Source organism: Cryptosporangium aurantiacum (assembly GCF_900143005.1).
In the GTDB taxonomy this organism is placed as follows: Bacteria; Actinomycetota; Actinomycetes; order Mycobacteriales; family Cryptosporangiaceae; genus Cryptosporangium; species Cryptosporangium aurantiacum.
Map to the genome: position 1 here is coordinate 210,486 of NZ_FRCS01000005.1, position 20,449 is coordinate 230,934.

The 20,449-nt window shown below is 71.2% G+C and carries 21 protein-coding genes and 1 pseudogene; 16 read left to right on the plus strand and 6 right to left on the minus strand.

Annotated features, from left to right (window positions below; all coding sequences use genetic code 11):
- The first annotated feature begins 23 nt into the window (after positions 1-23).
- The 7 genes from BUB75_RS46310 to BUB75_RS18605 are packed head-to-tail and all read left to right on the plus strand — an operon-like array spanning position 24 to position 4,441.
- Positions 24-185 carry a hypothetical protein gene (locus BUB75_RS46310; protein ID WP_178379910.1) on the plus strand — a complete coding sequence of 54 codons (162 nt, stop codon included), beginning with the start codon at positions 24-26 and terminating at the stop codon, positions 183-185.
- Entirely contained in the window at positions 182-784 is a 603-nt protein-coding gene (locus BUB75_RS18580) for a hypothetical protein (protein WP_073258811.1), read from the plus strand. The genes BUB75_RS46310 and BUB75_RS18580 overlap by 4 nt, the downstream gene beginning before the upstream one ends.
- On the plus strand, positions 768-1,589 hold the full coding sequence (locus BUB75_RS18585; RefSeq protein WP_073258812.1) for an FtsK/SpoIIIE domain-containing protein: 822 nt from the start codon (positions 768-770) through the stop codon (positions 1,587-1,589). Before BUB75_RS18580 ends, BUB75_RS18585 begins: the two co-directional genes overlap by 17 nt.
- The gene (locus BUB75_RS18590; RefSeq protein ID WP_073258813.1) at positions 1,586-1,780 is read left to right on the plus strand and encodes a hypothetical protein; all 195 of its coding nucleotides are present in this window, start codon (positions 1,586-1,588) and stop codon (positions 1,778-1,780) included. Before BUB75_RS18585 ends, BUB75_RS18590 begins: the two co-directional genes overlap by 4 nt.
- Positions 1,777-3,144, plus strand: a complete 1,368-nt coding sequence (locus BUB75_RS18595) for a replication initiator (RefSeq protein WP_073258814.1) — start codon at positions 1,777-1,779, stop codon at positions 3,142-3,144. The genes BUB75_RS18590 and BUB75_RS18595 overlap by 4 nt, the downstream gene beginning before the upstream one ends.
- Positions 3,141-3,332: a helix-turn-helix transcriptional regulator gene (locus BUB75_RS18600; protein ID WP_073258815.1), complete on the plus strand. Its 192-nt coding sequence runs from the start codon at positions 3,141-3,143 to the stop codon at positions 3,330-3,332. Before BUB75_RS18595 ends, BUB75_RS18600 begins: the two co-directional genes overlap by 4 nt.
- Positions 3,332-4,441: a tyrosine-type recombinase/integrase gene (locus BUB75_RS18605; protein ID WP_073258816.1), complete on the plus strand. Its 1,110-nt coding sequence runs from the start codon at positions 3,332-3,334 to the stop codon at positions 4,439-4,441. The genes BUB75_RS18600 and BUB75_RS18605 overlap by 1 nt, the downstream gene beginning before the upstream one ends.
- A gap of 20 nt (positions 4,442-4,461) precedes the next feature.
- Here the strand turns inward: BUB75_RS18605 and ychF are convergent, their stop codons facing one another.
- Complete coding sequence (gene ychF / locus BUB75_RS18610) at positions 4,462-5,547, minus strand: redox-regulated ATPase YchF (RefSeq protein ID WP_073259169.1); 1,086 nt, start codon at positions 5,545-5,547, stop codon at positions 4,462-4,464.
- Between the two features lie 11 nt (positions 5,548-5,558).
- Positions 5,559-6,146: an NADPH-dependent FMN reductase gene (locus tag BUB75_RS18615; RefSeq protein ID WP_073258817.1), complete on the minus strand. Its 588-nt coding sequence runs from the start codon at positions 6,144-6,146 to the stop codon at positions 5,559-5,561.
- Positions 6,147-6,276: 130 nt separating this feature from the next.
- Here BUB75_RS18615 and BUB75_RS18620 point away from each other — a divergent pair, with 130 nt between their 5' ends.
- Positions 6,277-7,236 carry a helix-turn-helix transcriptional regulator gene (locus BUB75_RS18620; protein ID WP_073258818.1) on the plus strand — a complete coding sequence of 320 codons (960 nt, stop codon included), beginning with the start codon at positions 6,277-6,279 and terminating at the stop codon, positions 7,234-7,236.
- A 116-nt stretch (positions 7,237-7,352) separates the two neighbouring features.
- Here the strand turns inward: BUB75_RS18620 and BUB75_RS47685 are convergent.
- Positions 7,353-8,072: pseudogene (locus BUB75_RS47685) on the minus strand (lysostaphin resistance A-like protein); the annotation flags it as partial.
- 118 nt (positions 8,073-8,190) lie between these two features.
- Between BUB75_RS47685 and BUB75_RS18630 the strand changes: the two are divergent.
- Entirely contained in the window at positions 8,191-10,242 is a 2,052-nt protein-coding gene (locus BUB75_RS18630) for a histidine kinase (protein ID WP_073258820.1), read from the plus strand.
- Positions 10,239-10,919, plus strand: coding sequence for a response regulator (locus BUB75_RS18635; protein ID WP_073258821.1), 681 nt, complete (start codon positions 10,239-10,241; stop codon positions 10,917-10,919). The genes BUB75_RS18630 and BUB75_RS18635 overlap by 4 nt, the downstream gene beginning before the upstream one ends.
- On the opposite strand, the gene BUB75_RS18640 is transcribed toward BUB75_RS18635, so the two are convergent.
- Both BUB75_RS18640 and BUB75_RS18645 read right to left on the minus strand, forming a co-directional pair.
- Entirely contained in the window at positions 10,895-11,083 is a 189-nt protein-coding gene (locus tag BUB75_RS18640; RefSeq protein WP_073258822.1) for a hypothetical protein, read from the minus strand. The two genes, BUB75_RS18635 and BUB75_RS18640, sit on opposite strands and share 25 nt — an antisense overlap.
- 112 nt (positions 11,084-11,195) lie before the next feature.
- Entirely contained in the window at positions 11,196-12,101 is a 906-nt protein-coding gene (locus tag BUB75_RS18645; RefSeq protein ID WP_073258823.1) for an alpha/beta hydrolase, read from the minus strand.
- 88 nt (positions 12,102-12,189) lie between these two features.
- On the opposite strand from BUB75_RS18645, the gene BUB75_RS18650 reads away from it, so the two are divergent.
- The 6 genes from BUB75_RS18650 to BUB75_RS18675 all read left to right on the plus strand — a co-directional run bounded on the left by BUB75_RS18650 (position 12,190) and on the right by BUB75_RS18675 (position 19,552).
- Positions 12,190-13,650, plus strand: a complete 1,461-nt coding sequence (locus BUB75_RS18650) for an AlkA N-terminal domain-containing protein (protein ID WP_073258824.1) — start codon at positions 12,190-12,192, stop codon at positions 13,648-13,650.
- A gap of 13 nt (positions 13,651-13,663) precedes the next feature.
- Positions 13,664-14,161 (plus strand): methylated-DNA--[protein]-cysteine S-methyltransferase, encoded by a 498-nt coding sequence (locus BUB75_RS18655; protein WP_073258825.1) that lies wholly within the window; start codon positions 13,664-13,666, stop codon positions 14,159-14,161.
- A 108-nt stretch (positions 14,162-14,269) separates the two neighbouring features.
- The gene (locus tag BUB75_RS18660) at positions 14,270-15,097 is read left to right on the plus strand and encodes a metal-dependent hydrolase (protein ID WP_073258826.1); all 828 of its coding nucleotides are present in this window, start codon (positions 14,270-14,272) and stop codon (positions 15,095-15,097) included.
- Positions 15,098-15,143: 46 nt separating this feature from the next.
- Positions 15,144-15,908, plus strand: coding sequence for a class I SAM-dependent methyltransferase (locus BUB75_RS18665; protein ID WP_073258827.1), 765 nt, complete (start codon positions 15,144-15,146; stop codon positions 15,906-15,908).
- Positions 15,909-15,962: 54 nt separating this feature from the next.
- Positions 15,963-17,735 (plus strand): ABC transporter ATP-binding protein, encoded by a 1,773-nt coding sequence (locus BUB75_RS18670; RefSeq protein ID WP_073258828.1) that lies wholly within the window; start codon positions 15,963-15,965, stop codon positions 17,733-17,735.
- A complete protein-coding gene (locus BUB75_RS18675; RefSeq protein WP_073258829.1) occupies positions 17,732-19,552 on the plus strand; it encodes an ABC transporter ATP-binding protein in 1,821 nt (606 codons plus the stop codon). The genes BUB75_RS18670 and BUB75_RS18675 overlap by 4 nt, the downstream gene beginning before the upstream one ends.
- On the opposite strand, the gene BUB75_RS18680 is transcribed toward BUB75_RS18675, so the two are convergent.
- Entirely contained in the window at positions 19,549-20,364 is an 816-nt protein-coding gene (locus BUB75_RS18680; protein ID WP_073258830.1) for a MurR/RpiR family transcriptional regulator, read from the minus strand. The two genes, BUB75_RS18675 and BUB75_RS18680, sit on opposite strands and share 4 nt — an antisense overlap.
- Between the last annotated feature and the right edge of the window lie 85 nt (positions 20,365-20,449).

A 20,449-nucleotide genomic window follows, 5' to 3' on the forward strand; every position in this document is an offset into this window, starting at 1 on the left:
GCAGCGAAAGCAAGGAGCTTGTGATGACGCTACGCCGAAACCCGACCCGCGAAGACGCCCGCCTGCGCGACGCCGGCTGGATCACCTCCACCGACCCGTGGAACCAGCGCCTCAACCGCGCGGTCGAGCGCCTGGTCCGGGACCTCACCAACCGACCTCTCTGGACACAGTGGTGGTTACGGTGAACCGCGACCTTCGGGCGCTGGGTCGTGAACTCCGGCCGGCCAACCCGTCGGCCACCCAACCGATCCTCGCCGCGCTCTGGTGGCTCGCCCGGCACATCCCCGAAGCACTCAGCATCCTCTCGCCGGCCGCGGCCTGGCACTGGACCGCTGAGCACATCGGGAGCCGGTGGGCCACGGTCCTGCTCGTCGTCCTGGTCGCGCTCCTCCTCGCGGTGCCCTGGACCCGGCGAGCGGTGACCGCGCTCGTCCTCGTCCGGGTCACCCGGCACCGGCTGCGGACCGGCCTGGTCGAGCTGCGTCTCACGGCGCACTCGGGCAAGCCACCCGTGAAGCTGTTCATCCGCCCGACCTCGGTCGGTGAACGCGTCTGGCTGTGGCTGCGAGCGGGTGTCTCGGCCGAAGACCTGGCCGACGCCTCCGAGCATCTGCGGGCGGCGTGCTGGGCGCGCGACATCCGCGTCACCCGAAATCCGCGGTGGTCACAACTGGTCACCGTCGACGTCATCCGCCGCGACCCGCTCGCGGCCCGACGAATTGTTCAGCATCCGCTGGCACTGCGGGTCATCCACGGGACGGAGACTCATGCACCGATTCCGTAATCGTCGGCTGCCCGCTGCGGGTTCGCTGTCGATCTGGCAGAAAGTGTTCCTTGGCATCGACGAGAACGGCCGCGCTGTTCGCGTCAGTCTCGCGGAACGCAATCTGCTGATCGGCGGCGAACCCGGCGCCGGAAAGTCGGTCGCGCTCAATCTGCTTGTCGCTCATGCAGCGCTTTCTCTCGACTGCCGGCTCATTCTCGTCGACGGGAAACGCGTCGAGCTCGGGCTCTGGGCCGGCTGCGCGGAAGCGTTCGTCGGCCCGTCGATCACTGACGCCATCACCACGCTCAAGGCGCTCCAAGTCGAGATGGACGAGCGCTACGACATGCTCCTGTCGATCGGGCACCGCAAGCTCACCCGGCTCACCGGCGCGCGGGTGGTCCTGGTCGTCATCGACGAACTCGCCTACTTCTCCGCCACCGTCGGGGAGAGCCGGCAGCAGAAAGAGTTTGTCGGCCTCGTCCGCGACCTCGTGGCACGCGGCCGAGCGGCGGGCATCATCGTCGTCGCGGCGACACAACGACCGTCGTCGGACATCGTCCCGACGTCGCTGCGGGACCTGTTCGGCTACCGGTGGGCCTTCCGGTGCTCCACGCACGCCAGCTCCGACGTGATCCTCGGCCACGGCTGGGCCAACGAGGGCTATACCGCCGCATCCATCGACCCGGCCGCCCGCGGCGTCGGCTGGCTCATCGCCGAAGGCGGTATACCGCGCCGTCTCAAGTCCGCCTTCCTCACCGACGTCCAGGTCGTCGACCTCGCCGCACATGCCGCTGAACTCCGGAACGGTGGTGATGGCGAGTGAAGCGCTTCGCCTCTCCCTACGGCGCGGGCTGCTGCCTGCTCTGCATCCGCCTGGCCGTCGTCATCGTCGGCGACTCCACCGGTGAAGCCGCCGTCTGCGAACGGCACCAGCGCGACCTGTTCCAGCGCTCCGCCGGCCGCATCCACGCCATTGCCACCCTGCACGCCGAGCACGAGGAGGTACCTGAATGACAGATCCCGTTGCCTTCACGCGAAGGACCGTCGACCAGATCCTCGACCGCGCCGGACGTCCGGACTTCGACCGCTGGCAGCAACAGCTCCAGCACTGCGGCTACTGCTCCCGGCCCGTCCGACTCCGCGGCCGCATCACCCACCGCACTCCCGGCGGCCGGCGCGCCGTCACCTACTCCACCCACTCCGAGCCTGACGGCGTGCTGCTCGTCCGTTGCGGCAACCGGCGCGCCTCAGCCTGCCCGTCCTGCTCCCGTGAATACGCCGGCGACATGTGGCAGCTCCTCTACGCGGGAGCCGCCGGCGGCCGGAAAGGCGTCCCGGAATCCATCCGCAACCACCCACTCATCTTCGCCACGCTGACCGCGCCGAGCTTCGGACCGGTCCACACCACCCGAGAGGGAAACCGGCGCTGTCACCCCCGGCCGGCCGGAGCTCAGCCACAGCGCAGGTGCCAGCACGGACGCGCCACCGTCTGCACGGCGGTGCATGACCACCGCGACCCGGCACTCGGGCAACCACTCTGCCCCAACTGCTACAGCTACGACGCCCACGCCGCGTTCAACTGGTATGCCCCTGAACTCTGGCGACGCTTCACCATCACCCTGCGGCGCACGCTGGCCCATCGCTGCCGGATGACGCCCAGCCAGTTCGACCGCCGCGCCCGCATCAACTTCGTCAAGGTCGCCGAGTTCCAGCGTCGCGGTGTCGTTCACTTCCACGCGCTCATCCGCCTCGACGGCCCGGACGCCTTCACGCCGCCCGGCGTCCAAGTCAACGTCGACGAACTCGCCGACGCGATCCAGCACGCAGCCCGGGACGCTCGACTCACAAGCGACGGGCTGTCCCTGAGCTTCGGAGACCAGATCGACACCCAGCCCGTCCACGGCCGGCGCGGCCTCACGCCCGAACGCGTCGCCGCCTACATCGCCAAGTACGCCACCAAATCCGCCGACGACTTCGGGCTCGGCGACCGGCGCATCACGCCCGACACGCCGCTCGACGTGTCCGACCACATCGCCAGGCTCCTCGACACCTGCTGGCGCCTCGGCGAACACGAGAACTACGCCGGCCTCCACCGCTGGCTCCACATCCTCGGCTTCCGCGGCCACTTCGCCACCAAGAGCCGCCGCTACTCGATCACCCTTGGCGCCATCCGCGCGGAACGCCGTGCCTACCGCGAAGCAGAGAACCCAGACGTAGTCGACGACTCGACGCTCGTCGTCTCCACCTGGACCTTCGTTGGCCTCGGTCACCTCACCGACGGCGACGTCGCCCTAGCCGCCTCCGCAGCAGCCCGAGCGCGCGAACGACGGGAGACCGCCCGCGAACAATCCGTCTCCGATCAGAAAGGAGCCCCATGACCCCAGTCATCCCGATCATCGACCGGCTCTGGTCGGTCACCGACACCTCGACCTATCTCGGAGTCCCGGTGGGAACCCTGTACCAGTGGCATCACCGCCGGATCGGTCCGCCGGCCTACAAGGTCGGCCGCCGACTCAAGTACGACCCGGCCGAAGTCCGCTCCTGGCTCCGGCAGCAGGTGGCCTGATGGCGAGCGTCGAGCGTCGCAGCAGGGACGGACACATCACCTGGCTCGCCCGGTGGCGCGACGACACCGGGCGTCAACGCAAGCGGTCGTTCCCTCGGAAGGCCGACGCTCAGCGGTTCGTGACCCAGGTCGAGGGAGACCTACTCCGCGGCCAGTACGTCGACCCCTCCGACCGAACCACGGTCGCCGAGTACGCCTGGCAGTGGGCGAAGGCACGACACCACCGGCCCTCGACGGCACGGAACGTCGCTGGGCATATCCGCACTCATATCGAGGGCACGGACCTCGGCAAGCGGCGACTCGCCGCGGTCCGGCCCTCCGAGGTCCAGGTCTGGGCCACTGATCGGGCGAAGCACCTGGCCCCGACCACGCTACGGAACGTCGTCGGCTTGCTTCGATCGGTCTATGCCTCCGCGGTGCTGGATCGACTGGTGGCTCAAACGCCGGTTGTTCGGCTCCAGCTGCCGCCGTCGCATCGCGAGCGGGTCGTTCCGCTAACCGTCGACCAGGTCCGCGTGCTCGCCGCCGCGATGCCCAAGCGGAACCGAGCAATGGTCATCACCCAAGCCGGGCTCGGGCTTCGCATTGGCGAGTTGCTCGCGCTACGCGTCCAAGACGTCAACTTCCTGAAGCGCACGGCCCGGGTGGAGTTTCAGATCGCCCCTGGGTCACGGACAAGGTCGGACCCCAAGACGCGCCGGTCCCGGCGAACGATCCCGCTTCCGCAAGTCGTCGCCGATGCGATCCAAGCCCACCTAGCCGACTTTGACCCGGCCGAGGACGGCACTATCTTCACGACCCGGTTCGGCGCGCCGTACTCGCACGCCTACTACGGCGCGCAGATCTTCAAGGCCACCGTCAAGAAGCTCGACGGCGTACCGGATAGCACGACGCCGCACGACCTGCGTCACCACTACGCCAGCGTTCTACTGTCGAAGGGCGAGTCCGTCGTCGCGGTGGCCGAACGTCTTGGGCACGAGAACGCGAACCTCGTGCTGTCGACGTACGGCCACCTCATGCCCGACTCCGAGGATCGGACCCGCCGCGCGATCGACGACGCCTGGAACGGTGCCCCCGATGTGCCCCAGAACAAGCGCAAGCGAGTCTGACCAGCGGATACAGCAGAGACTCAGACGTTGAAGCGGAACTCGACGACGTCGCCGTCCTGCATGACGTAGTCCTTACCCTCCATGCGCACCCGCCCTCGCGACCGGGCTTCCTGCATCGTTCCGGCGCTCACCAGATCGTCGAACGACACCACCTCGGCCTTGATGAAGCCGCGTTGGAAGTCCGAGTGGATCACGCCCGCCGCTTCCGGCGCCGTGGCCCCGATCGGGATCGTCCACGCGCGGGCCTCCTTCGGACCGGCCGTGAGGTACGTCTGCAGGCCGAGCGTCCGGAAGCCCACCCGGATCAGCTGGTTGAGACCCGGCTCGTTCTGCCCGACCGATTCCAGTAGCTCTCGCGCCTCGTCCTCGGGCAGGTCGATCAGCTCGGACTCGATCTTGGCGTCCAGGAACACCGCTTCGGCCGGAGCCACCAGCGCGCGCAACTCGTCCAGGAAAGTGGCGTTGCCCAGTTCGTCCTCGTCGACGTTGAAGACGTAGAGGAACGGCTTCGTGGTGAGCAGGCTGAGCTCGCGCAGCACGTCCGCGTCGATGCCCGCGCGAGAAGCGCCGGCGTAGAGCGTCGTCCCCTCGTTCAACAGGGCAGATGCCGCGCGAGCGGCCTCCAGGACCGGGACCCGGTCCTTCTTCATCCGGGCTTCCTTCTCCAGCCGCGGGATCGCCTTCTCCAGCGTCTGCAGGTCGGCCAGGATCAGCTCGGTGTTGATCGTCTCCATGTCGTCGGCCGGGCTCACCTTGCCGTCGACGTGGACGACGTTCGGGTCGCTGAACGCCCGGATGACCTGGCAGATCGCGCTGGCCTCGCGGATGTTGGCGAGGAACGCGTTGCCGCGGCCCTGGCCGGTCGAAGCCCCACGCACCAGCCCCGCGATGTCGACGAAGCTCACCGCGGCCGGGACGATCTTCTGCGAGTCGAAGATCTTCGCCAGCGCCGTGAGGCGCTCGTCGGGTACACCGACCACGCCGACGTTCGGCTCGATCGTCGCGAACGGGTAGTTCGCCGCGAGGACGTCGTTCTTGGTCAGGGCGTTGAAGAGGGTCGACTTACCGACGTTCGGCAGGCCGACTATACCCAGCGTAAGGCTCACGCCGACCAAGGTTACGCGGCGACGTACGGCCGAGTCTCCCGGGCGTCGGCCAGCGCCGTTCCCCACCACACGAGCTGATCGAGCAGAACCTTCGCGGCGGCGTTCGGCCCGTCGGCGTCCAGCAGGGAACCGTCAGCGTCGAAACGCTCCCAGTGCCGGTCGAAACTGACCGTGTCGCGGACCGTCGCCGCGTGCAGCTCGGCGAAGACGAGCCGGAGGTGTTCGATCGCCCGCAGCCCGCCGCCGAGCCCGCCGTAGGAGACGAACCCGATCGGCTTGGCCTGCCACTCGGTGAAGTGCCAGTCGACGAGGTGCTTGAGCGCCGCCGGGAAGCTGTGGTTGTACTCCGGCGTCACGACCACGAACGCGTCCGCGGCAGCGAGCCGCCCGGCCAGTTCCTGTTGCTCGGCGGAGCGGGCGGCGACGTCGGTCAGCGCGTCGTGGCTCGGTGGCAGGACCCACGGCAGCTGCGCCTCCGCGGTGTCGACGACGTCGAGCTCGAAGGCTCCGTGCGCCGCGGCCTGCTGGGTGAACCACTGAGCGACCAGCGGCCCGAACCGTCCGTCACGCACGCTTCCGACGATGATCACGAGCTTCATTCCGAACTCCTTGGGTCACGAGAAGGACCTCTTCAGCGTGGGAGTCGTGAGCGGCCGGAGGAACGCCGAGCGAAGGCTGGCCCTCGCAGGGCGACGATAAGTCGCCGCGGCGCTACTAACCTCGGAAGGCGTGAGCGAAAACGAGCTGGGCGCGTTTCTGCGCTCCCGACGAGAGGCGCTCAGCCCGTCCGCGGTGGGGTTACCGACCGGCTCCCGGCGCCGGACGCCCGGGCTCCGGCGCGGCGAGCTGGCCACGCTGGCCGGGGTCAGCGTCGAGTACCTGGCCCGGCTGGAGCAGGGCCGCGACCGGCGCCCGTCCGCGCAGGTGATCGCCGCGCTGGCCGACGCGCTCCGGTTGTCGATGGCCGACCGTATTCAGCTCCGCCGGATCGCGAAGGCCGCGGACAACGCTCCGTGCCTGGTCATCGAGCCGCCGACCACGGTGGTTCGCCGGGAGGTCCGGATGGTGCTGGATCGCCTCGAGCCGACGCCTGCCGTGGTACTCAACCGGCTCACCGACGTGCTCGCGTGCACCGATGGGTACACCCAGCTGATGCGTCCGTTCGGGCTGTTCGACGGTGCGCGGCCGAACTTGACGCGGTACGTGCTCACCGACCCGCGCGCTCGGGAGGCCTACGCCGACTGGGCCGCGATCGCCGACGCCAGGGTCGCCGGCCTGCAGTTCGGTGTGAACGGGGCGGACCCGCACGTGGCCGCGCTGGCCGAGGAGCTGGCCGGCGCGGCCGGGGATGCGTTCACTACCAGGGCGTGCCGAGCGTCCGGGATGGTCGCGCCCACGGAGATCGAGGTGCTGCGCCATCCGGACGTCGGAGAGTTGCGGCTGCGGTTCGAATCGCTCGGGCTGGCCGACTCGGTGGCCGACGACCAGCGCCTCCTCGTCTACTTGCCGGAGGACGAGGAGACGTCCGGGAGGCTGGACAGGCTGGTCAGGACCGGCCCCCGGTCGGTGCCGGGCGCCGGAACCGCCGCGACCGGCTCGATCGACTCGCGTCCCGCCAGCTCGATCGGGCCGCGCGCCGCGGTCTCGACCCGGAATCGGGTCGCCAGCCAGCGCACCAGCAGCCCGTAGCTGACGATCACGAGGATGTCGGCCACCGCCAGCTGCCAGCCGGAGTCGGCCGCGGTCTCGTCCAGGGTCAGGCCGCCCACCGCGCTCACCGCCAGGCTGAGTGCGAGGACGTTGTTCACGACGTGCAGGGCGATGCCCGACTCCAGTCCACCGGTACGGATCGCCAGCCAGCCGGTGACGGCGCCGAACACCACGAGGTCGGCGAAGCCCCAGGGCGTCCCGACGCCGTGCAGCAGGGCGAAGACCAGCGTCTGGACGCCGATCGCGATCCAGCGCCACCGGACGAACGCGCCGACCGACTGCAGCAGCCAGCCACGGCACAGGTACTCCTCGGCGGCAGCCTGGAACGGCACCAGCGCGAAGACCAGGAGCAGCGCCGGGCCGAACGTGGCCCAGCCCACCCACTGGTAGTCGTCGCCGCTGTCGGAGCCGGTCAGCGCGTACAGCCCGACGGCCAGCCCCAGCGCGAGCAGCGTCATCGGCACCGCCAGCAGCACGCAGCCGAGCAGCCAGCGCCAGCGCAATCGGCCGCGCACCGAGGAGAGCGTCCCCGGACGGCGGCCCTGGGTCCACCACGCGGCGAGCAGGATCAGGGGCAGGACGATCGCGATCGAGCCGAGGCCGACGCCGAGTTCGGCGAGCGGGCTGAACTCCGGCGTCTTCGCCGAGCCGCTGGCGATCATGAATGGGATGAAGACCACCAGCGAGCCGAAGAACACGACGAACAGGTAGGCGACCGGCATCAGAATGAACCCGAGAAGGGTCTTCCACCACCGATTCGTCGCCGTGCGGGCGAGGCGGTGGTAGGGAATCTGCGGAAGGGTGTGTGTCAGCATGCGTCCAGCGTCCGGTCGGCGCGGCCGGATCTCGTCGGCTCTGGGCAGGATCCGACTCTCTACCCAGCGATAGAGAGCTGACAGTGTGTGCGCGGCGGACCCCCTATCGTCGGTGCCGATGAAGACCTGGTTGCTCCCGATCCTGCTGGCCACCGCGCAGCTCGCGTGGTGGCCGGGGAGCGTGCTCGCGGGGTACGAAACGGTGGAAGCGACCGGTCCGGTGGTGACGACCGTCGGTGTGCTCGCGATCGTCGTCGTCACGGCCGCGCTCGGTCTGCGGCTGCGCCGCCCGGTGGTGGCGCTGGCGGGCGTGGTCGGCGGGCTCACGGTCGCGTTCCTGGTGACGCCGATCGACGCGCCGTTGCTGATCGGGGCGGCCGACCTGATCGCGCTCTACTCGGTCGCCGTGCGGGATCCGCAGCGCACGTGGTTGTCGCTGGGGTTGCTGGCACCGTGGCAGCTGGGCGTCGGAGCGATCGAGTACGGCTTCAGCGGCGAGTGGGTCATCGAGTCCGGCTTCCTGGTGGTCGGTTACCTGGTGACCGTCGGCGCGGGGATGGCTCGCCGGCAGTGGCTGGCCGGTCGTCGGGCCGCCGCGGACGCGCTGCGCCAGGCCGAGACCGCCCGCCGGGAGGCCGGGGACGGTGAGCGCCGTCGCCTCTCCGCCGAGCTGCACGACGTCAGCGCCCATCACCTCACGTCGATCGTCGTCACGATGAACGCGGCCCGTCGGCTGGCGGCCGGCCGGCCGGACCTGCTCGCCGAGAGCCTCGCGATGGCCGCGAACACCGGCCGGGAGGCGCTCACCGACCTGCGCGGCCTGCTGGCCGACGCCGGGCCGTCACCGGCCGGCGGGCAACTCACCGACCGGCTGGCCGAGCTCACCGACGCGTTCACCCGCCTCGGGCAGCAGGTGACGGTGGAGGCGCCGAACCTCGACACGCTGCCCCCGGCCGTGGCCGAGGCGGCGCACGCGATCGTGCGCGAGGCGCTGACCAACACGGTGCGCTACGCGCCCGGGGCCGCGGTCCGCGTCCGGCTGACCCTTACTACTCCTGCGGCGGACGCTCCACAGCTGGGCATCGTGGTCGAGAACGACATCGCGGCCGGTGCCGTCGGGGGCGCCGGGCGGCTCGGATCCGGCCGCGGGCTCACCGGGCTGCGGCGGCGCGCCACCGGCCTGGGCGGCACGCTGGACGCCGAGCCGCGGGCGGACGGCGGCTGGCGGGTAACGGCGTCGTTGCCGGTGGTCGAGCGGGGAGTACCGGGTGATGCACGCTGGTGGAGTGCACACCGCACTCCGGTGTTCGATCTCGCCGTCGTCGTCCTCATGCTGGCCGTGGGGATCGCCTCGCTCGTCATGCCGGACGAGGACACCTGGGCGATGGAGCCTGCCGTCCTGCGCACCTGGCCGACGCTGCTCGTGATCGCGCACGTGCTGCCGCTGTTGCTGCGCCGCCGGGCGCCGTGGCTCGCCTGGTTCGGGGTGTTCGCGACGTTCGGGCTCTGGCCGCTGTGGCTGTCGGAGGCCGGGGTGACCGACCGGCTCGCGGCCGCGGTGGTATTCGGGTTCTTCGCGGAGTTCGCCGCGGTCTACGCGGTCAGCGCGTACGCGCGGAACCGCTTGCTGAGCCTGCTGGTGATCCCGGCGAGCAGCGCGGTGCTGACCGTGGCGGTGACCGCCGAGTTCGCCACGGCCGGCTGGACGGTGGACGGCGATCGGGTGGAGCAGGCGGTCGCGGTCGCGATCGCGGTGTTCTCGGCGGCCCTGTTCGCGCTGCCGGCCACAGCCGTCTGGGGGTTGGGTTTTGCCGTCCGGGTGCGGCGCGACGGCGTGGTGCAGCGGGAGCACCAGGCCGTCACCACCGCGGTGGCCGCCGCCGAGGCGGAGGCGCGGGCCGAACGGTCGCGGCTGGTCACCGGGCTGCGGCAGCAGGTGCTCGAACAGACCGGCCTGGTGGTGGCCGCCGCCGAGAGCGAGGATCCGGACGAGGTGCTGCGGGCGGCGCGGGCCGCTCTGGCCGCGATGCGCGAGCTGCTGACCGCGCTCGATCCGCCGAGCGGCGTCGGCCCGACGCGGCTGCCGGTCGCCGCGCCGGCCCCGGCCGCAGGGCCGGGCGCGGGGCCGCGCGCGGGCGCGGATGGGGCGGCTGTGGCGGTGCCGGCGTGATTCGGGTGCTGGTCGTGGAGGACCAACCGGTGCTCCGAGCGGGCTTCGCCGCGATCCTCGACGCCGAGCCCGACCTGACCGTCGTCGGACAAGCCGGTGACGGCGCCGCCGGGGTCGAACTCGCCGCCGCGCTCGCACCGGACGTGGTGCTGATGGACATCCGGATGCCGGGCATGGACGGCCTCACCGCGACCCGGCTGCTGACCGACCGCCCGGCCGCGCCTGCCGTTGTGGTCCTCACCACGTTCGACCTGGACGCGTACGTGTACGAGGCACTGCGCGCCGGCGCCGCCGGCTACCTGCTCAAGGACGCCGAGCCGGACGAACTGCTGGCCGCGGTGCGCGTGGTGGCCGGCGGTGAGGCGATGCTGTCACCGACCGTGACCCGGCGGCTGATCGCCACGTTCGCCGACGGTGGGCCGCCGCCCGACCCGGACGCGGAGGCGGCGCTGGCGGGGTTGACCGGCCGGGAGCGCGAGGTGTTCGTGCTGCTGGCGTCCGGGCTGTCCAATGCGGAGCTGGCCGAACAGCTCGGCGTCGGCGTCGGCACGGTGAAGACGCACGTCAACGCGGTGCTCACGAAGCTGGGCGTCCGTGACCGGGTGCGGGCGACGATCCTCGCCTACGACCTGGGAGTCGTCAGGGCCAGGGCTCAGCGACCGGCGGGCGGGTCGTAGCGGCGGAGACGTCGCTTCACCGCGGCGACGTACCGGCGGCGGCGGCGCTGCTTCGCCCAGTCGACGGCGCGGGTGAGCACGGCGGGCAACCCGACGTCGACCGGGCCGACGTGATCACCGGACCGGCCGCCGAGGGCGGTGGTAGATGGGTTCGCCAGCGTCATGAGTCGATTCCACCCCCCGGAGCCATGCAGGAATTAAGCTCCGCCTGAGTAATTCGTCTCCGATCATTGTGCGCCCGTTGACACCTGAATGCTGTCAGCTATCCGGCGGACATCACAGATGGTCCGTGAGGAACTCGGTGATCCGCGCCACTGCCGGGTCGACGTACTCCGGGCGGTCGTACAGGTCGATGTGGTTGGTGGTCTCCAGCCACAGAATCTCCGCCGGGCCGCTGGTGCGCTCGAACACCGCGCGCGCCCCGTCCGGTGAGCAGAACGCGTCGGTCGTGCCGTGGACGACGAGCAGGGGCGTCGGCCCGAGGAAGTCGGCGCCCACCGCCAGGTCCACGGTGATCAGTTCGCGGACGGTCAGCACGGTCAGGCGGTTCACCCAGCCGGGGGTGGCCGACCGCTCGGTGCCGTAGTACGTGAACGGCTCCGCACCGGCCATCACCGCCGGTTCGGTCTCATCCGCGGACACCGCCGCGAGGTACTCGACCTGCCCGGTGCGGTACTGCGCGCCGGCCACCTCGGCGTAGCTCGCGAGCTGCGCCCGATAGGTCTCGGCGCCCATCGCCGCCCGCATCGCGGCCGGGTCGTTGTATCCGCCCGCGACGCACGCGACCGCGCGGATCCGCGGGTCGAACGCGGCGAACCGGAGCGCGTACCCGCCACCGAGACAGATGCCGACCGCGCCGATCCGGGCGGCGTCCACGGCCGGGTGAATCGTCAGCGCGCTGACCGCGTCACGCAGGTCGGCCAGCTTGCCCGCGGAGTCCTCGTGCTGGCGCGGTTCGCCCTCGCTGCCACCGAAGTTGCGATGGTCGAACGCGAGCGTGACGTAGCCGGCCGCGGTCAACCGCTCGGCGTACCCGCCGACGACCTGTTCCTTGACGCCGGACAGCGGGCCGGTGAAGACCAGCGCCGGCCATCCGCCCTCCGGTGCCGTGCCTGACGGGACCCGCAGGATCCCCGCCAGGGCCAACCCGTCGCTGTGGAACTCGAACGTCGTCTGCGTCACGTCGCCCAGGATCGCAGTCCACGCAACGGGCCGGTTATCAACAGGTCCGATTCCCGCCAGCCAGTGGGTGGGTGATGGCGGCAGGATCATGTTCGTGACCGCACTACTAGACCCCGACTTCTGCTACCGCGTGGCCCGCAGCCGCGACGCGCGGTTCGACGGGCAGTTCGTGCTGGGAGTGACTTCCACCGGCATCTACTGCCGTCCGAGCTGCCCGGCGATGACACCGAAGCGCGCCAACGTCCGCTTCTATCCGACTCCGGCGACCGCGCAGGCGGCCGGATTCCGGGCCTGCCTGCGCTGCCTGCCCGACGCGGCGCCCGGCTCACCCGACTGGAACCTCCGCGCCGACCTGGTCGGGCGCGCGATGCGGCTGGTCGGCGACGGCGTCGTCGAGCGCGACGGCGTCACCGGGCTGGCCGACCGGCTCGGCTACTCGGCCCGCCACCTCAACCGGCAGCTCATCGCCGAGCTGGGTGTCGGCCCGCTGGCGCTGGCGCGTGCCCGGCGGGCGCAGATCGCCCGCACGCTGATCGAGACCACGACGCTGCCGTTCGCGGACGTCGCGTTCGCCGCCGGGTTCAGCAGCATCCGACAGTTCAACGAGACCGTCCGTGAGGTCTTCGCGGCGACGCCCAGCGCGCTGCGCGCCAAGCGGCGCACGGCAGGCGGGCAGGTACCCGCCGCCGGGCCCGGAACCATCGCGCTGCGGCTGGCCTACCGCGAGCCGTTCGACGCGCCAGCGCTCTGGGCGTTCCTCGCCGCCAGAGCGGTTCCCCACGTCGAGGTCGTGGAGGGCGACACGTACCGGCGCACGCTGCGGCTTCCGCACGGCGTCGGGTCGGTCGCGCTGACGCCGGCCGCCGGGCACGTCCGCGCCGAGCTGACCCTCGCCGACCTGCGCGATCTCGGCACCGCCGTCCATCGCTGCCGCCGGCTGCTCGACCTGGACGCCGATCCGGTCGCGGTCGACACCGCGCTGGGCGCCGACCCGGCGCTCGGTCCGCTGGTCGCCGCCCACCCCGGTCTCCGGGTTCCGGGCGCGGTCGACGGGGCCGAGATCGCGGTCCGCGCCGTGCTCGGGCAGCAGGTGTCGGTGGCAGCGGCCCGCACGGTCGCCGGGCGCCTCGCCGAGCAGTACGGCGAGCCCGCCGACGCCGACGGCGCTCGCGTGTTCCCCACCGCGGAGGCGCTCGCCGAGCTCACTCCGGCGGCACTCCCGATGCCGGCCAGCCGGGCCCGGACGCTGATCGCGCTCTGCACCGCGCTGGCCGGCGGCGACCTGGTGCTCGACGCGGGCACCGACCCGGCCGAGGCGATGGAGGCGCTGCAGGAGCTGCCCGGCATCGGGCCGTGGACCGCCGGTTACATCGCGCTGCGGGCCACCGGGGCGCCGGACGTCTTCCTCTCCGGCGACCTGGGCGTCCGCCGCGCGGCGGCTCAGCTGGGTCTCCCCGACGACCCGCGGGCGCTGGACGAATGGGCGAGCCGCTGGCGTCCCTGGCGGTCGTACGCCGTCCTACACCTCTGGCAATCCGAAACTTCCTGAGAGGACCAACTCGATGTCCACGTCCACCTACTACGCGACCGTCGACACCCCCATCGGCCCGTTCACCGCGATCGAATCCGACGGCACGGTGCTCGCCAGCGGCTGGACGAACACGATCGACGACCTGCTCGGTGTCATCCATCCCACGCTGCGTCCGATCGATCCGGCGCCCCGCAGCGAGCTGGGCGACGTCACGAAGGCCGTGCTCCGGTATCACGAGGGCGACGTCACGGTGATCGACACGATCCCCGTCCGGCAGCGGTCCGGGCCGTTTCTGCTCGGAGCGTGGGAGGTGCTCCGGAAGGTCCAGCCGGGCTCGCCGGTGACCTACACCGAATACGCCGAGCTGGCCGGGCGTCCGCTGGCGGTTCGGGCGGCGGCGTCGGCCTGCGCCCGCAACGCCGCCGCCCTGTTCGTCCCCTGCCACCGGGTGCTGCGCTCGGACGGCACGCTCGGCGGCTTCCGGTGGGGCGTCCAGATCAAGCGCTGGCTCCTGGACCACGAGGCCTGACGTCGGAGTGTCGCTGTCCGACTATTGAACGCTGCGTGCTTCACTGTGCGGGTTTCGCCCGGGCCTTACCGTTGGGCCTAGGTAGTGCACAGTGGAAAGTGAGCACGCATGGTCATGGGGCCCACCCATGCCATCTCCGGAGCCGCCGCCTGGTTGGTCGGCTCCGCGGTGGCGGCCCAGCTCGGCGGGTACATGCAGTCGCCGATCGAGTTGACGACCTACACGGTCGCGTGTGCCGGGGCCGCGTTACTGCCCGACCTCGACACGTCCGGCAAGGTCACCCGCAACCGGGGTGGCGCGACCGTCGCCCGCACGTTCGGCGTCGCCTCGCTGTTCGTCGCCGAGTGCGTGGAGAAGCTGTCGCTCGGCATCTACAAGGTCACCCGGTCCAAACGCGACGGCAAGCGGACCAACGGCCACCGCACGTTCACGCACACGTGGGTGTTCGCGGCGGGGCTCGGCGCCGGCGTCGGTTATCTGGCCGAGAGTTACGGCAAGACGGCCGTGGCGATCGCGCTGTTCTTCCTGTTCGGGCTCGGCATCCGCGGGCTGATGGCCGACGCGGCGAAGGCCTCCGGATGGGTGCTGGTCACCGCACTGTCGGCGCTCGCCGCGTACGTCGCCATCGACACGCTGCCCGCCGACCGGGGGTATCCGCTGCTGGGGCTCTCGGTCGGCATCGGGTGCGTGGTCCACACGTTCGGCGACATGATCACCAAGGCCGGATGCCCGGTGCTCTGGCCGGTGCCGATCCGTGGCGAGCGCTGGCGGGAGATCGGCATGCCCGACCGGATCGCGGTCCGAGCCGGCGGTTCGGTCGAGCGCACCGTGCTCGTTCCGGCGTTCACCGCGCTGGCGATCCTCGGGGTGATCATCAGCGTCCCGGGGGTCGCGGCACTGCTGAGCCGAATTCTGGGTCAGTTGTCGTCCACATAATGAGAGGGACTTCCTGTTATGTGGGACGAGAGCTAAGGTCCGTGACATGAGCACGCAAACCTGGGATGCCGCGCTGTACGACCGTCACCACGGTTTTGTCGCCTCCTACGGGCAGGATCTGCTGGAACTGCTGGCCGCGCTACCCGGGGAGCGTGTGCTCGACCTCGGCTGCGGCACCGGCGACCACGTCGCGCTGCTGCGGTCGCGCCGGGTCGCCGCGGACGGCGTCGACGCCAGCGCGGAGATGATCGCGAGGGCAGGCGACAAGTACCCCGACTTCCCGTACTTCGCGGTAGCCGACGCCCGGGAGCTGGGCGCGGAAGACCAGTACGACGCGGTGTTCTCCAATGCCGTGCTGCACTGGGTGCCCGAGCCGGAGCGGGTCGCGGCCTCGGTGGCCAGGGCGCTGCGTCCCGGTGGGCGGTTCGTCGCCGAGTTCGGCGGCGCCGGGAACGTCGGGACGATCATCCGGGCCGCCCAGGAGGTCCGGGCCGAGTCCGGCCTCCCCGCGGCGCCGCTGCCCTGGTACTACCCGACGGTCGGCGAGTACGCGCTGGTGGTCGAAGGTGCGGGCCTGGAGGTCCGATCGGCCTGGCTGTTCGACCGCCCGACGGTCCTCGACGGCACCGCCGGGCTGCAGAACTGGGTCCGGATGTTCGCGACGTTCCTGCTCGACGGCCTCGACGAGGCTGCGTTCTTCGCGGCGCTGGAGGAACGGGTGCGGGAGACGCTCTGGCGCAACGGCGCCTGGTGGGCCGACTATCGCCGCCTGCGGCTGGTCGCCGTGAAACCCGGCGCTCCCCGGGGGTAGCACCGGGCGGAAAACCATTCCGCCGCTCGGCACACGCCCGCTTATGGTCGGGGAATGCGCGCCGATGTGGGGGTGGCTCGGCCCGCCAATGGACCCCTGAAGACTCTGTTCCGGCTCCGGACGTACGCGCGCCCGTACGCTCGCAGCCTGCTTGCGCTGCTGGTGTGCGCCGCGCTCGGACAGGCGTTCCAGATCGTCGGCCCGCTGCTCACCCAGCGGGTGATCGACGGACCGGTCCGGCACGGAACGACCGACGGCCTGCTGCCGCTCGCCGGGCTGGCGCTGCTGGCCAGCGTGTGCGTGATGATCAGCGACTACGCCGCCCGACGTGCACACGCGACCGGGTCGGTCGGCGTGGAGACCGCACTGCGCACCGATCTGTACGCGCACCTCCAGCGCCTCCCGCTGGAGTTCCACGATCGCTGGCCGAGCGGACAGCTGCTGTCCCGCTCCACGTCGGACCTGCGGGCGGTCGGCAGCTTCCTCGCGTTCGGCTCGATCTTCATCGTGCTGCAGACCGGTACGTTCGTCGGCGTCGCGATCATCCTGATGACGATCCACTGGCCGCTGGGGCTGCTGGTGACAGCGGGCATGATCCCGGTGATGGTGCTGACCTACGGGCTCAGCCGCAGCTACCTTCCGCTCTCCCGCCGGTTGCAGGACGACGTCGGCGACCTGACGAGCCTCGTCGAGGAATCCGTCCTCGGGTTCCGCACGATCCGGGCGTTCGGCAGGCACCGGTACATCAACCAGCGGTTCGGCGGGGCCGCCCGCACGGTCCTCGACACCGGACTCGCCCAGGGCCGGGTCATCGCCCGGTTCTGGCCGGCGATCGAGGCGGTACCGGGGCTGCTGATGGCCGCCGTCCTGCTCGGCGGCGCGTACGCGGTCGCCGGCGGCTCGCTGACGATCGGCGAGCTGGTCGCGTTCATCGGCCTGCTCACGTTCGCGATCTGGCCGCTGGACTCGCTGGGCTGGCTGCTCGGCGAGGCCCAGCAGGCCGCGACCGCGGCGCAGCGCGTCTACGAGATCCTCGACACGCCGCCGACGGTCGTCGACCGGCCGGACGCCCGGACCGCCGATTCGCCGAAAGGCCACGTCCGCTTCGAGGGTGTCGGCTTCCGGTACCCGACCGAGGACAGCGCGGTGCTGCACGACGTCGACCTGGAGGTTCGGCCCGGCGAGACGATGGCGCTGGTCGGTGCCAGCGGTTCCGGCAAGACCACGCTGACGTTGCTGGTCAACCGTCTCTACGACGTCACCGCCGGGCGGATCACGGTGGACGGCGTCGATATCCGGGACCTGAGCCTGGAGTCCCTGCGCACGGTGGTCAGTTCGGCGTTCGAGGATCCGACGCTGTTCTCCGCCAGCGTCCGGGAGAACATCACGCTCGGCCGACCGGACGCGACCGACGACGAGGTGGCCGCCGCACTGCGGATCGCGCAGGCCGAGTTCGTCCACGACCTGCCGTGGGGCCTGGACACCCGGATCGGCGAGAAGGGCCTGTCACTCTCCGGCGGGCAGCGGCAGCGGCTCGCCCTAGCACGTGCGGTGGTCGGCAGGCCTCGCGTCCTGGTGCTGGACGACCCGCTCTCCGCGCTCGACGTCGAGACCGAGGCGATGGTCGAGCAGGCGCTGCACACCGTCCTCGCGGGCACCACCGCACTCCTGGTCGTGCACCGGCCGTCGACGGTCGCGCTGGCCGACCGGGTCGCGTTGATCGACGACGGGACGGTCGTGGCCGTCGGTACACACGAGGAACTGCTCGCCACCGTGCCCACCTACCGCGATCTCCTCGACACCACCCTGCAGGGAGCACCTCAGTGACGACCACCGATGCGTGGCACGGCGTCGCTGCCGAGCAGGCCGACGAGGTGTCCGACGAGGCAGGCGTGCGGCTGCGGCGGCGGAGCCGGGCGCTGCTCGGCAGCCTCCTCCGGCCCTACCGGCGCCGAGTCGCGGTCGCCTCGCTGCTGCTGGTCGTCCAGAACATCAGCGGGCTGGCCGGGCCGTTCCTGATCAGCGTCGGCATCGACGCGGGCCTGCCGCCGCTGGTGAACGACGGTGACGGCAGCGTCGTGTTCGCCGTCGCCGCGGCGCTGGCCGGTGCGACCGTGGTGGAGTACGCGGCGCGGCGCGCCTACCTGGAGTTCAGCGCGCGGATCACCCACGGCATCCTCTACGACCTGCGTCGACGAGCATTCGCGCACCTTCAGCGGCTCTCCCCCGCGTTCCACGAGCGCTACACGTCCGGCCGGGTGATCTCGCGCCTGACCTCGGACGTCGACGCGCTGACCGACCTGCTCGACGGCAGCCTCGACGACCTGGTCATCCAAGGGCTGAACGTGCTGGTGATCGGCGTCATCCTGCTCGTGCTGGACTGGCGGATGGGTCTGCTGACGCTGGTCGCGTTCCCGTTCCTGGCGCTGATCATCGGCTGGTTCCGCCGACGCTCCGGCCCGGCGTACCGGCGCACCAGGGAGACCGTCGCGCTCGTCATCGTCCACATCGTGGAGACGCTCGGCGGCATGCGCGCGGTGCAGGCGTTCCGGCGGGAGCCGCGGAACAACACACTGTTCGGAGGCCTCGCCACCGACCTGGCCGACGCCGACCGCCGCGTCATACGGCTGATGGCGGTCTTCGCCCCCGGCGTCTACGGGGTGTCGATCGCGACGACCGCGCTGGTGCTGGGCGTCGGCGGATGGCTCGCCGCGAGCGGCCACCTCCAGGTCGGTGTGCTGACGGCGATCCTGCTCTACACCCGCCGGTTCTTCGACCCGATGACGCAGCTGTCGATGTTCTACAACAGCCTGCAAGCGGCGACCGCCGCGCTGGAGAAGATCTCCGGCGTGCTGGAGGAGCAGTCCGAGATCGCTCCGCCGGCCGACCCGGTACCGCTCCCGGTGCACGCAGGTCGCGGTCGGCAGGTCGAGCTGCGGGGTGTCCGGTTCGGGTATCGAGACGACCGGATCGTGCTGCCGAACCTCGACCTGACGATTCCGGCCGGGCAGACCGTCGCGCTGCTGGGCTCCACCGGCGCGGGCAAGTCGACGGTCGCCCGGTTGATCGCCCGGTTCTACGACCCGCTCGGCGGATCGGTCCGGCTGGACGGCGTCGATCTGCGGGAGGTCGACGAGGCCGCGCTGCAGGCGGCGATCATCACGGTGACCCAGGAGAACTTCCTGTTCCGCGGCTCGGTGGCCGACAACATCCGGTTCGGACGCCCGGACGCGAGCCGCGCGCAGGTGGAGGCCGCAGCCGCCGAGGTCGGAGCGGAGCGCATGATCCGTGCGCTTCCGGCAGGGTTCGACACCCCGGTCGGTGAGCGCGGCACGCGGCTGTCCGCCGGGCAGCGGCAGCTGGTGGCGTTCGCCAGGGCCGTGCTGGCCGACCCGGATGTCCTGATCCTGGACGAGGCCACCTCGTCGCTGGACATCCCGAGCGAACGCGCGGTGCAGCAGGCCCTGCGGACGCTGCTGGCCGACCGGACCGCGGTGATCATCGCGCACCGGCTCTCCACCGTGGAGATCGCCGACCGGGTGCTCATCCTCGACGCCGGAGGCATCGTGGAGGACGGTCCGCCGGCCGAGCTGCTCGCCAGCGGCGGCCGCTACACCGCCCTCCAAGAGCTGGCGCGCCGCTAGGCCTGACCGCCGTCGAGGTCGGCGGCGAGGGCCTCGGTCTGCTCCATCCGGTGCGCGCCTTCCGGGCCGATGCGGTCGAGGACGCCGCCGGCGATCGCCTCCAGCAGCGCCACGGCCGGGGTCAGCGCGCGCGGCGACGCGTCGCTGGGCAGCACCACCTCGGCGTGCGCTGCGGCTGGCGACAGCCCGGCCGCGGTGAACAGGACGACCTTCGCGTGCAGCCGGGCGGCGTAGCGGGCCAGCGCCGTCACGGCCGGCTCGTACGGTGGCAGGTCGAAGACGACCAGGACGTCCCGGCCGGTGAGATCGGCCAACGTCGTCACCGGTGGTGTCCCGACCAGGTGGACCCCCGCCCGGACCGTCGCCAGCAGCTGGTGGAGGTACCCCGCCAGCAGCGAGCCACCGACCACGTAGACGTGGCGGCGCCGGTCGGCGAGCAACTCGACCGCCTCCGCGACGTCGTACGGCGGTAGCCCGACGACCGTGCGGACCATCGCCTTGGCGGCCGCGTTCACCGCGTCGAGCAGCGGTGTCTGCCGGTTGGCCGGGACCCGGTCGACCACCGAGGTCTCGGTGCGCAGTCCTCGTTGGAAGTCCGGGAACCCCTGGAAGCCGAGCCTGGTCGCAAAACGCACGACGGTCGGTCCACTCACCCCCGCCCGGGTCGCCAGCCGGGCCACAGTCTCGAAGCCGGCGGACGGGTAGTCGGCCAGCAGGACCCGAGCGACCTTGCGTTCCGCCGGGCTGCACTCGCCCAGCCGCTGTCGTATGACATCGGCCAGTGTTTCTTCCGTCGTTGGTTGTTCGGTCACGACGCCTCCCCCGCGTCCGGTGATCGATGAGCCGTGGGCGTCCCCCGACGGACCCGCGGCTGTTCCGCCCCCGTCTTCCTCTGAC

Excerpts from the sequence above, each read along its gene's own strand:
- BUB75_RS18640 (WP_073258822.1), bottom strand. The coding sequence starts at position 11,083 with ATGACGCTGGCGAACCCATCTACCACCGCCCTCGGCGGCCGGTCCGGT.
- BUB75_RS18630 (WP_073258820.1), top strand. The coding sequence starts at position 8,191 with ATGAAGACCTGGTTGCTCCCGATCCTGCTGGCCACCGCGCAGCTCGCG.
- BUB75_RS18670 (WP_073258828.1), top strand. The coding sequence starts at position 15,963 with ATGCGCGCCGATGTGGGGGTGGCTCGGCCCGCCAATGGACCCCTGAAG.
- BUB75_RS18585 (WP_073258812.1), top strand. The coding sequence starts at position 768 with ATGCACCGATTCCGTAATCGTCGGCTGCCCGCTGCGGGTTCGCTGTCG.
- BUB75_RS18615 (WP_073258817.1), bottom strand. The coding sequence starts at position 6,146 with ATGAAGCTCGTGATCATCGTCGGAAGCGTGCGTGACGGACGGTTCGGG.
- BUB75_RS18660 (WP_073258826.1), top strand. The coding sequence starts at position 14,270 with ATGGTCATGGGGCCCACCCATGCCATCTCCGGAGCCGCCGCCTGGTTG.
- BUB75_RS18655 (WP_073258825.1), top strand. The coding sequence starts at position 13,664 with ATGTCCACGTCCACCTACTACGCGACCGTCGACACCCCCATCGGCCCG.
- BUB75_RS18600 (WP_073258815.1), top strand. The coding sequence starts at position 3,141 with ATGACCCCAGTCATCCCGATCATCGACCGGCTCTGGTCGGTCACCGAC.
- BUB75_RS18595 (WP_073258814.1), top strand. The coding sequence starts at position 1,777 with ATGACAGATCCCGTTGCCTTCACGCGAAGGACCGTCGACCAGATCCTC.
- BUB75_RS18665 (WP_073258827.1), top strand. The coding sequence starts at position 15,144 with ATGAGCACGCAAACCTGGGATGCCGCGCTGTACGACCGTCACCACGGT.
- BUB75_RS18650 (WP_073258824.1), top strand. The coding sequence starts at position 12,190 with ATGTTCGTGACCGCACTACTAGACCCCGACTTCTGCTACCGCGTGGCC.
- BUB75_RS18605 (WP_073258816.1), top strand. The coding sequence starts at position 3,332 with ATGGCGAGCGTCGAGCGTCGCAGCAGGGACGGACACATCACCTGGCTC.
- BUB75_RS46310 (WP_178379910.1), top strand. The coding sequence starts at position 24 with ATGACGCTACGCCGAAACCCGACCCGCGAAGACGCCCGCCTGCGCGAC.